We start from the raw sequence: 12,548 nt of genomic DNA, 5'->3' as shown, positions 1-12,548 counted from the left end.
AAATTATCTCTTAATACGTGTAGATGACTAGCGTGTTAGTGTTCACGGGTTTTATTAAACTGAACTTCGGGATAACGCTCTTGAGTTAAGTTTAAATTAACCATAGTTGGTGCGATGTAGGTTAAGTTATCACCACCGTCTAGGGCTAAATTGTCGTATGCTTTCTTTTCAAATTGGGCCATGATCTTGGCATCATCACAACTTACCCAACGAGCAGTGGCAACTGAAATGGGCTCGTAAATCGCATCAACGTTGTATTCGGTCTTTAAGCGGTGAACAACAACTTCAAACTGCAACACACCAACGGCGCCAACAATCATGTCGTTATTCGCCAATGGTCTAAATACCTGCACCGCGCCTTCTTCGGATAATTGAATGAGGCCCTTTTGTAGCTGCTTGGCTTTTAACGGATCGCGCAATCGAATGCGACGGAACATTTCCGGAGCAAAGTTGGGAATACCACTGAACTTCATTTCTTCGCCTTCGGTAAACGTATCACCGATTTGGATTGAGCCGTGGTTGTGTAAGCCGATGATATCTCCGGCATAGGCTTCTTCAACGTTCGATCGATCACCGGCCATAAAGGTTACCGCGTCAGCAATGCGCACATCTTTACCGATGCGAACTTGACGCATTTTCATACCTTTTGTGTAACGGCCAGAGCAGATGCGCATAAAGGCTATGCGGTCACGGTGCTTAGGATCCATATTGGCTTGGATCTTAAATACAAAACCTGAGAATTTTTCTTCAGTTGCGCTAACTTCGCGGCTGTCGGTTTGGCGCGGCTGTGGCGGTGGGGCCCATTGGGTTAACCCATCGAGCATGTGATCAACACCAAAATTACCCAAAGCGGTACCAAAATACACTGGTGTTAATTCGCCAGCTAAAAACTCATCTAAGTTAAATTCGTGACAAGCGCCTTGTACAAGCTCCATTTCATCACGCAGTTCTTCGGCATAGCTACCAATTCTCTCGTCCAGTTCGGGGTTGTCAATGCCCTTAATTACGACTTTTTCTTGAATGGTGTGACCTTGGCCAGTTTTGTACAAGATGGTTTCGTCGGTTAGAAGGTTGTATACGCCTTTGAACTGTTTACCCATGCCAATAGGCCAAGTTACCGGCGAGCACTTTATTTTTAATACTTCTTCGACTTCATCCATGACCTCGATGGGATCGCGCACATCGCGGTCCATTTTGTTCATAAAGGTGATAATTGGCGTGTCGCGCAAACGGGTGACTTCCATTAATTTAATGGTGCGATCCTCAACACCTTTGGCGGTGTCGATAACCATTAAACACGAGTCAACCGCAGTTAACGTTCGGTACGTGTCCTCTGAGAAGTCTTCGTGACCAGGGGTGTCGAGTAGGTTGACCAAACAATCGGCATACGGGAATTGCATCACCGAGGTAGTAATTGAAATACCGCGGTCTTTTTCCATTTCCATCCAGTCTGACTTCGCATGCTGCCCTGATTTTTTACCTTTAACGGTACCAGCTGATTGAATGGCTTGACCGAATAAAAGTACTTTTTCGGTGATGGTGGTTTTACCCGCATCCGGATGCGATATGATCGCAAACGTTCGGCGTTTATTTACTTCCTGCTGTTGGACTGACATACGCTACTGTTTACCTAAATCTATATTAATCTATTAACCGCTTGCATCGACTATAGCCATTATTTTTGGGCATCGCTTAACAATAATAGCTAGTGGAAAAAAATATGCTGTTGCCGGTTAAAATTTATACGCTTATAAAGGCGCAACATTATACAGAAAACAATCGCTAAACACATTATTTTTACTGATAAAAGTTGCACTTTTATGCGCTTAGCAACAGCTCGTTATAGGCTGATGAAAATGGGTGGAGTGTTCGGTTAAAACGTTCGTTGCATAATTATGGCGTGTTCATGGCCATTGTCTGTGGGGTAGTAGTTATCGCGTTGTGCAATTTGTTTGAATTTGTGCTTCGCATATAACCGTTGAGCGTTTTGGTTACTGGCGCGAACCTCTAAGTGGATGAGTTTGATATCATGCTCGGCAGCGATGCTGATCAGATCTGACATCAGTAGGTGTCCTAAACCTTGCCCTTGAAAACGTGGGTGAACGCAAATTTCCATTAAGGTCATTTCATCGATCACTTTATCGACGATATAAAAGCCACAAACCGACTGCTCGTGCAACATCATACGCGATATGTAGCGACCGCCAATGCAGCTGGTGAGAATGTTTTTGCTCCAGGGGTAGTGGTTACTCGCTAACTCGATAGCGTAAACGCTATCCACATCGGCTAAGTTGAAGTCGACAATGCGGTAATCACTCATCACGTGGCCTCAGTTAGCGGTTACCTGGGGTAAGTAGTCGCACAAAGCGAACCACAGCTGACGTTTTAATGCTGGTGATGCCTGTAGTGCCGCCAGATTTGGGGTGGTTAACACACCGTCTCGGTAACTAATGTCTGCTTGTTGATCAAATCGCCAAGTCAAATTAGGTAAAGTGATGATGTCATCGCTTTGGGTCACTTGATCCGGGTTAACGCTTAACGCAAGCAATACATCATTAAACATCGGGTAATCGTCGACGCGTACAGCCTCGATGCGATTGGCCTTTGGTGGCACTGTCTGTGGTTGTTGTTTGGTATCCGCGCTTATGTCATTTGCTAATGCGCTGGTGTTAGGTGCCGTTGAATCGACGCTTGTTAGCGACTCGGCATTGTTGGCGTCGCTAAATACATCGGCTCGGCGCTGCCAAACGGTGATGCCCATGTGTTGAAGGTGTGTAAACTGTTTACGTGTTAACGTCATGTTTATATACGCTTTAGCGACTCGTTGTGTTAGTGAACAAAGGGTGACAGTTTGCTGTTGATGAGACTACTCGCTAGGTTAAACGGTACTTTCAACGGTACTTTCAACGTTACTTTACAAACTTATATCTATGATGACAGATTGTCGGTCATGACTCAATTGCGATGAGCAAATAGTCAACCTGACAGCTACTAACACAATTGGCTGGTTAACGCTTGCAAGTTTTTAATGAATAAAAATTAGTACGAGGTTTTAGTTAAGACTGTGAATATCGATAAATGATGAATGACAAAGAGATATAAGAGATATAGATGCTAAAGAAAGTGTATTAAGAGAAGAGGGAAAGTGGCAGGGGTGGAGAGACTCGAACTCCCAACCGTCGGTTTTGGAGACCGCCGTTCTACCAATTGGAACTACACCCCTGCAATGGCTGTGCATTATACCTATGCTTGATTGGCTGTAAAGCAAAAAATTAAAAAAAATTTCCGATTGCTTAAGGAATGACCGAATAGCCGATAAAAACATCGTTTTGGCAGTGTGTTCACCGCGTTTTACCCAACGACTGCGCTATGGTAGCACTGTTTTTGTATTCACAACGCGACATGATGTCTGTGCCGTTAAGGTCATTTACCAACCGACATGGCGACCGCTGGTATCTATTGTGTTGATAAATTTACAAGTGCGGCAACATTTAATTAACAAAGTGTGCTCGAGTGGTTGAAATTCCAACAGATGCTGATTAGTATAAAATTTCGCAAAATGAACTCAGTATAGTTGTTTTGGTAAAGGCATGGCTTTTAGGTCGTGACAGGGAATAAACCACAACGCCGATCCACCGAATCGCCATTTCAATGTCGGTGAATAATTTAAGCTCAGCAGTATCGGTATTAACCACTGCTTTTAACTGCGGACTGAGTTTACGGCAAGAGAAAGTATGTTGCTGATAATCAATCTATCCGGCTGAGAAAACAGCTGGGCTTGCGTTGAATGATCAATTGTGTAAAAGGGAGTTTGGGGATGAATATAATACACCGAGTAAAATCGTGGTTTAGTGTTAATCAATACCGCTGTAAAACAGATAAAGTGGATGTTGATCTGAATGTTAGTTACAGCCAAACCAAGGCTGGTGATATTTTTCATACGACTGATGATCGCCATGGTGCAACTGAACAATCAACGCCGCGCAAAGTAAGATAGTCTTGGCAATTGTCACAATCAATAAGTGATCATGATTGTTCACAACATTGATGGCTAGCTTATGCAGTTATAATGATAGGCCGTTAGTGTCGGTGTTGGCACTGGCCACTTGCTTTGATTTACAAACCACTGCCAGCAGTTCAATGATGTTGACACAAAATACAGCGGCCAACCTTTTACCGGTTTATCTCTGCCACTAATGTTAATGGCGCCAGGTTAATGGAGCCAGGTCAACGGCTCTAGCGCAGGCTTAGCGCCTCACTCATCTGTAGCCTAGAGTCACTAACAATTCACATACGACATACCACTTAAAACGTCACTTAGCTTGTTAAAGCTACGCCACTTGCGTTATCGCGATATTGTTTGACCTTATTTAGTCTTAGATAACAACGTAACCAATCCCCCAATGTGCGATAGTAAACGTCTTTATTTCAGTAAGTTATCTACATGATGAAACGTCACTTGGTATAATTTAGCGATAACTTGTCAATATCTAGTCTGAGCAGATAAGTGAATTCCCTTGCTTAATCGCCATGCCAGTTTTAAAATTAGCCGATTTTTTAATACGTTGGATATAAGGGTTGCGTTAATAATGATGCGAGTTTCAGACTTTTCATTTGATCTACCTGACGAGTTAATTGCTCGTTACCCACAAGCTGAGCGTTCAGCAAGTCGGTTGATGAGTGTTGATGGTAACAACGGGGAGATAGAACACCTCGTATTCAATCAGATTCTCGATAAGATCAACCCCGGTGATTTATTGGTGTTTAATAACACACGGGTGATCCCCGCTCGATTATTCGGCACCAAAGCCAGTGGCGGTAAAGTCGAAATTTTAATCGAGCGCCTACTGGAAGACAATCGCGTGTTGGCCCATATTCGCGCCTCGAAGTCACCAAAGCCCGGTACCGAACTGCTGTTAGAAGGCAAGGTTAAAGCGACCATGCTCGCCCGTCACGACGCGCTATTTGAATTGCAATTTAATACCGAAGCCAGTGTGCTAGACGTATTGGATGACATTGGTCATATGCCATTGCCGCCGTATATCGATCGCCCAGATGAAAACTCGGATAAAGAGCGCTATCAAACCGTTTATAACGAAAAGCCGGGTGCCGTTGCCGCACCAACGGCGGGACTGCACTTCGAGCAACAGCTACTCGATAAGTTAAAAGACAAAGGCGTAAACCTGGCCTTTATTACGTTGCACGTTGGCGCTGGAACATTTCAGCCGGTGCGCGTTGATAACATTGCTGATCACGTGATGCACGCCGAATACGTTGAGGTGAGCGACGAGGTCGTCGAGCAAATAAAAGCCACTAAAGCAGCGGGCAAACGAGTTATAGCGGTAGGCACCACGTCAGTGCGCTCGTTAGAAAGTGCAGCCAAGCACGCCAAAGCGAACAACCAACCGCTATCGGCGTTTTACGGTGATACTGACATTTTTATCACCCCAGGTTATCAATTTGAATTGATCGACGCATTGATTACTAACTTTCATTTATCCGAATCAACGTTATTGATGTTGGTCAGTGCGTTTTCGGGGTATGAGCACATGATGCACGCGTATAAGGTTGCCGTTGAGCAAAAATATCGCTTTTTCTCCTACGGCGATGCGATGTTCTTAACTCGCCAACAGCAAGTCGTAGATAGCCAGTAATAACTGCGTGGTGGCTCGTTAAGAAAAAGCGAAAATATAGTTAATACTTAGACTGTTTCTAAGTCTTTAACCCCCTCTAATGTTTGTGGCCTGTTTCGCTGCAACTAAGGATCTTAATATGAAATACGAACTGATCACCAAAGACGGCAAAGCGCGTCGCGGTCGATTGATTTTTGACCGTGGTGTTGTTGAAACGCCTGCATTCATGCCCGTTGGCACCTATGGTACCGTTAAGGGCATGACCACCGAAGAGGTGGCAGCAACAGGCGCGCATATCTTATTGGGCAATACTTTCCACTTAATGTTGCGCCCTGGCACCGATATTATTGAACAACACGGTGACTTACACGACTTTATGAATTGGGACAAACCGATTTTGACCGATTCAGGCGGTTTCCAAGTGTTTAGCTTAGGAGAAATGCGCAAAATTACTGAAAAAGGCGTTGAATTTCGCTCTCCCGTAAACGGCGAAAAAATCATGCTGACGCCTGAGCGCTCAATGCAAGTTCAACGCAGTTTGGGTTCTGATATTGTGATGATTTTTGACGAATGCACACCGTACCCTGCAACCCATCAAGAAGCCAAAGACTCGATGGAGTTATCGCTGCGTTGGGCTAAACGCTCAAAAAATGAACACCAAGGTAATCCCAATGCCTTATTTGGTATCGTTCAAGGAGGAATGTATGAAGACTTGCGAGAAATTTCAGCTGCTGGCTTGAAGGACATAGGTTTTGACGGTTATGCTATCGGCGGCTTGTCGGTGGGAGAGCCGAAAGAAGATATGATTCGCATCCTAGATCACACCCCTGACTTGATTCCAGAAAATAAGCCCCGATATCTAATGGGAGTAGGCAAGCCGGAAGATTTAGTTGAAGGTGTGCGCCGCGGTATCGATATGTTCGATTGCGTTATGCCAACGCGCAATGCGCGCAATGGTCACTTGTTTGTCACCGACGGTGTGGTTAAAATTCGCAACGCAAAAAACAAAACGGATACAGGACCTTTAGACCCAGAGTGTGATTGCTACACGTGTAAGAATTACTCTCGAGCCTATTTACATCACTTAGACAAGTGTAACGAAATACTTGGCTCACAGTTAAATACAATGCATAACTTGCGTTTTTATCAACGCGTGATGCAGGGCTTAAGAGATGCGATTGAAGCCGGTAATCTCGACGAGTTTGTTGCCGACTTTTACGCTCGACGCGGTATGGCAGTGCCACCACTCAAAGGCCAAGAAGAACAAGAATAGCCGGTATACTACAGGCACTAAAATTTTATTTAATTAACAGTTGTAAGAGGAATATATGGACTTTTTAATTAGCAAAGCGCACGCAGCAAGTGCACCGCAACAAGGCGGTGGTTTTGAAATGCTTATTATGTTGTTGATCTTTGGTGTAGTGTTTTACTTTATGATTTATCGCCCACAAGCGAAACGAGTAAAAGAGCACAAAAGCTTAATGGAAGCATTATCTAAAGGCGATGAAGTACTGACTCAAGGCGGTATTGTTGGCAAAATCACCAAAGTTTCAGCCGAAAAGGATTTCATCGTTGTTAGCGTTTCTGACTCTGTAGAGTTGACCGTACAAAAAGCAGCCGTTTCAGCCGTATTACCAAAAGGGACGATGAAGTCGCTATAAGGACTCGTAGTGTTAAATAAATATCCGTTATGGAAAAATGTAATGGTGGTGTTGCTCATCGCCATTGCCGCTTTGTATGCTTTGCCAAATTACTACGGTGAAGATCCAGCGGTTCAAGTATCGGGAACCAAAGGCGTACAGGCAAATGCTGGTACACTTGATACGGTTACCGAGCACTTACAAACACAAGGTATTAACTATTCCAGTATCGCCCTAAAAGACGGCCAAGTCTTGGTGCGCTTCGCTGACTATGAAGCACAACAACGCGCCAATGAATCGCTGGCCAATCACTTAGGTAGTGAATATTCTGTGGCACTGAACCTAACGCCGGCGACGCCTGATTGGTTAGCGGGACTAGGTGGTACACCGATGAAATTGGGTTTGGATTTGTCGGGCGGTGTTCACTTTTTAATGGAAGTGGATATGGCAACGGCAATGAGCCGTGCACAAGAGAGTATGGTCGGCGATTTTCGCACTCAGTTGCGCAATGAGAAAATCCGCTATCGCAGCGTTAAGGAATCTGGCGACGGAGTCGAAATTGTATTTCGCAACGTTGAAGATATCGACCGCGCAGAAGACGTGCTAAAGCGCACGTATGGTGACTATTTGTTTAACGACAACGAAGAGCGCATGTCGTTAAAGGTGACCATGAGTGATGCCAAACTAAAAGAGACTCGAGAGTACGCGCTACAGCAAAACATTACTATTATTCGCAACCGCGTAAATGAGCTAGGTGTTGCAGAGCCTCTAGTTCAGCGTCAAGGTGCAAAGCACATAGTAGTTGAGCTACCGGGTATTCAAGACACCGCACGTGCCAAAGAAATTTTGGGTGCAACCGCAACCTTACAATTTCATATGGTCGATCAAGACCACGACGTGATTGATGCGGTAAACGGTCGTGTACCGCCAGGCTCGTTTTTGGTTAATGACCAAGATGGACGCCCTCAGCTACTGAAAAAACGCATTATGTTGCGCGGTGAACACATAGTGAACGCCAAGTCGTCACTTGACCCTGAAACCAGCCAACCGCAAGTTAATATCGACCTTGATAACAAAGGCGGTAGTCTGTTTTCTAATGCGACCAAAGATAATATCGGTAAGCCTATGGCCACCGTCTTTATTGAAAGTAAAGCGGTTGGAACCAACCCTGATGGCAGTATCAAGTTTGAAAAAGAAATGGAAGTCATCAGTGTGGCGACCATTCAAGCGCGTCTTGGTAAGAGCTTTCGCATCACAGGTCAAGAATCGCCAGCTGCTGCGCACAACTTAGCACTATTGCTTCGCGCAGGTGCTTTGATTGCGCCTATTGCGATTGTTGAAGAGCGTACAGTAGGTCCTTCACTCGGTGCTGAAAACGTTGAATTAGGCATGCAAGCGATCATGTGGGGCTTTGTCTTAGTACTTGGCTTTATGATCATGTATTACAAGAAGTTTGGCTTGGTAGCTAACCTAGCGCTCGCTGCTAACTTGGTGTTAATCGTTGGCGTTATGTCACTTATCCCTGGCGCAACACTTACCTTGCCTGGTATGGCCGGTATTGTATTAACTGTTGGTATGGCGGTTGATGCCAATGTACTGATATTTGAACGTATTCGCGAAGAGTTAAGAGAAGGGCAGTCGGTACAACAGTCGATTCATCGCGGTTACGACAGTGCGTTCTCCACTATTTTTGATGCCAACATTACCACGTTAATCGCTGCCATTATTTTATTTGCAGTAGGTACCGGTCCGATCAAGGGCTTCGCGGTAACCCTGTCAATCGGTATTATTACCTCAATGTTTACCTCTATTGTTGGTACCCGTGCAGTGGTCAACGCAATTTGGGGTGGCAAACGTTTGAATAAATTATCGATTTAAGGCTGGAGTAAGAGTTATGCAATTTTTAAAACTAAACAATACCATAGCCTTTATGTCGGTACGCAAAATTACCTCGATAATTAGTATTATCTTGGTTATTGCGTCATTGGTGTCATTATCGGTTAACAAGCTAAACTGGGGACTGGATTTTACCGGTGGTACCCTTATTGAAGTTGGCTTTGAGCAAGATGCGGACCTTAAGCAGGTGCGCGCGGTATTAGCACAAGGTGGCTACGACGATGCGGTGGTACAACTGTTCGGTAGTGCTAAAGATGTGTTGATTCGCTTAGCTCATCGCGATGATGTAAAAGCGGAAATGCTAGGCAATGAAATTCTTAGCATGCTGACCGAGGGAACCAGTCAACAATTAGAAATGCGCCGTATTGAGTTTGTCGGTGCCGCAGTTGGTGAAGAGTTAACCGAGCAAGGTGGCTTGGCGATGCTAACAGCGCTGATCTGTATCCTGATTTACGTGGCATTTCGTTTTGAGTGGCGTTTTGCTTTGGGCTCTGTCACCGCGTTGGCGCACGACGTCATTCTAACCTTGGGTCTGTTTTCAGTACTTGGTTTAGAATTTGACTTAACGGTGTTGGCGGCGGTACTAGCGGTTATTGGTTACTCGCTTAACGATACCATCGTTGTCTCTGACCGCATTCGCGAGAACTTTCGCAAGTTGCGCAAAGGCACGCCAGAAGAGATCATTAATATCTCATTAACGCAGACGCTATCTCGTACCATGATCACCTCGTTAACCACGTTTTTGGTGTTACTCGCCTTATTCTTTAAAGGCGGTGCATTAATTCACGGTTTTGCCACGGCATTATTGTTCGGTATTATCATTGGTACCTATTCATCAATTTACGTGGCCTCAACAGTCGCCTTAGGCTTGGGTATATCGAAAGAAGACCTAATACCTGAAGTGGTTGAAAAAGAAGGTGAAGATCAAGAGCCGTTTCCATTGTAGGGAAACCCTCTTATTCGATAACAAAAACAGCGCTATAGGCGCTGTTTTTTTATACGTGTTACAGCACATAGCGTTGTGTTGATTAACCTGATGCCGATTGTGCCGTTGTAGTGCGTCGTCTATTGGCGGCGCTAAAATAGCCCAACTCGGGTGTGGCTTGTACGCACCCTTCAAGTACCTTGACCACCTCGCCGACGACAATTAGGCTTGGCGACTTAATCGCATGTTGTTTTACCGTAACTATGAGACTTTGTAGTTCACAGCGCCACACTGTTTGGCTACTTTGTGTGCCACGGTAAATAATCGCCACAGGCGTGTGTTTGTCTTTGCCGTGTTGTAACAGTTTAGACTGAATTAACTCGGCATTACCGATGCCCATATAAAACACCAAGGTTTGTTTATGGTTAACGTATGTTTGCCATGGCAGATCTAGTGGATGGTCGTGTTTTACATGGCCGGTGATAAAGCTGCAACTGTACGCGATGTCTCGGTGAGTAAGCGGGATCCCGGCGTAACTCGTGGCGCCACTTGCAGCTGTTATACCAGGCACGACGTGACAATTAATACCGCGGTTCAGTAAAAATTCAATTTCTTCGGAGCCGCGACCAAAAATAAAACTATCACCACCTTTTAAGCGCACCCCCCGAAGTCCTTGTTGTGCTTTTTCAAGCAGTGTTTGATTGATGTTATCTTGACTGACGCATTGCTTGTGTACGGCTTTGCCAACGTAGATGCGCTGACATCCCCGAGGGCTTAGGCTGATAATCTCACGACTGACCAAACGATCATAGACAATGACGTCAGCTTGCATCATAAAGCGCATGGCTTTAATGGTTAATAACTCAGCATCACCCGGACCGGCCCCGATCAAGGCAACGTCGCCGGGTAATAATTGATACTTGGCTTTGATATGGGCAAATTCTGTCATTTTATCTCAGTACTGGCGAACTAAAGTGGTTGTGTAACACGGTTGCGTTATTTCATTAATCGCGTAGTCTGTCATTAACTATATCGCCTCTTTTATAACCTAGAAGGACTTGTTTGTGCTTTTATATATCAGAAAGTTATTTTGGCTGTTAGCGTTTTGTCTGACTTCATTCGCCTCTTTTGCTCATAGTATGGACGCTGAAGCATCACTTGTTTTGCTTGACCAACGTCAGCGTGCACAACTGTCTGATGCCATATTGCAAAAGCGAGTTAAACAGTTACTCCCCAAGTTAATGCGCGATACTAATATTGATATGTGGATTGTTATGGGGAGGGAGTACAACGAAGATCCTATTTTGTCCACTATGCTACCCAGTGACTGGTTTAGCGCTCGTCGGCGAACGGTATTGGCGTTTATCGATCTGGGCAAACAGGACGGGGTAAAAAGCTACGTCATTGCCGATTACGATATGGGCGACGTATTTGAACGCGGCTGGGACAAATCCAAACACACATCACAGATGGCTGCTTTGAATGCGTTAATTGCCCAATACCAACCGCAGAGAATTGGCATTAACACATCGCAACATTTTGGTTTAGCCGATGGCTTGTCGGCAACCGATAAGCAGTTGCTAGTTAAATCGTTAGCGCCAGCAGTAGCTGAACGACTGGTATCCGCTGAGCCACTCGCGGTCGCTTGGTTAGAAACTCGGATTGATGAGGAAGTCGCGATTCTGCGTCAGTTGAGCAAGCTGACCAAGCGGGTTATTAAAACTGGCTTTTCTAACCAGGTTATCACTGCGGGAGAAACAACACTCGGTGATTTGGTGTGGTGGTTTCGACAACAAGCCAGCGAGTTGCACCTGACTACTTGGTTTCAGCCTGCTATCCGCTTGCAGCGCAAAAATTTGCCCACTAATATCAGTCAACAAGCAGATTTAGTGATCATGCCGGGTGACTTATTACACGTCGATTTTGGCTTGAGTTATTTAGGGATGCACAGTGATATCCAGCAACATGCCTACGTGTTGACTGAAAATGAGCAAACGGCACCTGAGTTTTTGCAACAGGCGCTTTTGCGGGCTAACCGATTACAGGATGTGCTAGTCGAACAGTTTGCATTAAATCGCACGGGCAATGACATATTAGCCCGTAGCCGAAAACAAGCATTGTCGGCCGGTTTACAACCGAAAATATACAGCCACCCCATTGGTTATCACGGTCATGGTGCGGGAATGAATATTGGCCGGTGGGATGCACAGCACGGGCTGGAAGGTATTGGTGAGCATCGACTGGTGCACAATAGCGCTTATGCCATTGAATTAAGCAATACCAGTTATGCGGCGCCTTGGCAAAAGCCAGTGGTTATTATGCTTGAGGAAAACGCTATTTTTACTGAACAAGGCGTTGATTACCTCGCAGCGAGACAAACCCAGTTAATATTAATAAAACCGCGCTTATAAGCCGAAAAATCTGGCACCAATGGCAACTCGCTTGCTGACTAAC

Annotated in this window: 11 protein-coding genes and 1 tRNA gene; 7 read left to right on the top strand and 5 right to left on the bottom strand. The window is 45.1% G+C overall.

Annotated features, from left to right (window positions below; translation table 11 throughout):
- Nucleotides 1-35: 35 nt before the first annotated feature.
- From prfC to ACAY30_RS11570, 4 genes are all read right to left on the bottom strand, one after another.
- The gene (prfC, locus tag ACAY30_RS11585) at nt 36-1,616 is read right to left on the bottom strand and encodes a peptide chain release factor 3 (RefSeq protein WP_290252704.1); all 1,581 of its coding nucleotides are present in this window, start codon (nt 1,614-1,616) and stop codon (nt 36-38) included.
- A gap of 257 nt (nt 1,617-1,873) precedes the next feature.
- Nucleotides 1,874-2,320, bottom strand: coding sequence for a ribosomal protein S18-alanine N-acetyltransferase (rimI, locus tag ACAY30_RS11580; protein ID WP_290252705.1), 447 nt, complete (start codon nt 2,318-2,320; stop codon nt 1,874-1,876).
- A 9-nt stretch (nt 2,321-2,329) separates the two neighbouring features.
- Nucleotides 2,330-2,800, bottom strand: a complete 471-nt coding sequence (locus ACAY30_RS11575) for a DNA polymerase III subunit psi (RefSeq protein ID WP_290252706.1) — start codon at nt 2,798-2,800, stop codon at nt 2,330-2,332.
- 346 nt (nt 2,801-3,146) lie between these two features.
- A tRNA-Trp gene (locus ACAY30_RS11570) sits at nt 3,147-3,223 on the bottom strand.
- Nucleotides 3,224-3,817: 594 nt separating this feature from the next.
- Between ACAY30_RS11570 and ACAY30_RS11565 the strand changes: the two genes are divergently transcribed.
- The 6 genes from ACAY30_RS11565 to secF all read left to right on the top strand — a co-directional run bounded on the left by ACAY30_RS11565 (nt 3,818) and on the right by secF (nt 10,115).
- The gene (locus ACAY30_RS11565) at nt 3,818-3,997 is read left to right on the top strand and encodes a hypothetical protein (RefSeq protein WP_290252707.1); all 180 of its coding nucleotides are present in this window, start codon (nt 3,818-3,820) and stop codon (nt 3,995-3,997) included.
- Nucleotides 3,998-4,592: 595 nt separating this feature from the next.
- On the top strand, nt 4,593-5,654 hold the full coding sequence (gene queA, locus ACAY30_RS11560) for a tRNA preQ1(34) S-adenosylmethionine ribosyltransferase-isomerase QueA (protein ID WP_290252795.1): 1,062 nt from the start codon (nt 4,593-4,595) through the stop codon (nt 5,652-5,654).
- A gap of 118 nt (nt 5,655-5,772) precedes the next feature.
- Nucleotides 5,773-6,906, top strand: coding sequence for a tRNA guanosine(34) transglycosylase Tgt (tgt, locus tag ACAY30_RS11555; protein ID WP_290252708.1), 1,134 nt, complete (start codon nt 5,773-5,775; stop codon nt 6,904-6,906).
- Nucleotides 6,907-6,961: 55 nt separating this feature from the next.
- Nucleotides 6,962-7,294, top strand: coding sequence for a preprotein translocase subunit YajC (gene yajC / locus ACAY30_RS11550; RefSeq protein ID WP_290252709.1), 333 nt, complete (start codon nt 6,962-6,964; stop codon nt 7,292-7,294).
- A 9-nt stretch (nt 7,295-7,303) separates the two neighbouring features.
- Nucleotides 7,304-9,151, top strand: a complete 1,848-nt coding sequence (gene secD / locus ACAY30_RS11545) for a protein translocase subunit SecD (RefSeq protein WP_290252710.1) — start codon at nt 7,304-7,306, stop codon at nt 9,149-9,151.
- A gap of 16 nt (nt 9,152-9,167) precedes the next feature.
- Nucleotides 9,168-10,115, top strand: coding sequence for a protein translocase subunit SecF (secF, locus tag ACAY30_RS11540; protein WP_290252711.1), 948 nt, complete (start codon nt 9,168-9,170; stop codon nt 10,113-10,115).
- A gap of 82 nt (nt 10,116-10,197) precedes the next feature.
- Here the strand turns inward: secF and cobA are convergent, their stop codons facing one another.
- Nucleotides 10,198-11,043, bottom strand: a complete 846-nt coding sequence (cobA, locus tag ACAY30_RS11535) for a uroporphyrinogen-III C-methyltransferase (RefSeq protein ID WP_290252712.1) — start codon at nt 11,041-11,043, stop codon at nt 10,198-10,200.
- A gap of 115 nt (nt 11,044-11,158) precedes the next feature.
- Between cobA and ACAY30_RS11530 the strand changes: the two genes are divergently transcribed.
- Nucleotides 11,159-12,505, top strand: a complete 1,347-nt coding sequence (locus ACAY30_RS11530; RefSeq protein ID WP_290252713.1) for a M24 family metallopeptidase — start codon at nt 11,159-11,161, stop codon at nt 12,503-12,505.
- Nucleotides 12,506-12,548: the final 43 nt, after the last annotated feature.

Source organism: Thalassotalea ponticola, assembly GCF_041379045.1.
GTDB classification, from domain to species: Bacteria; Pseudomonadota; Gammaproteobacteria; order Enterobacterales; family Alteromonadaceae; genus Thalassotalea_A; species Thalassotalea_A ponticola.
The sequence above is the reverse complement of the archived record's forward strand: the minus strand, read 5'-3'. Positions and strand labels throughout refer to the sequence as shown.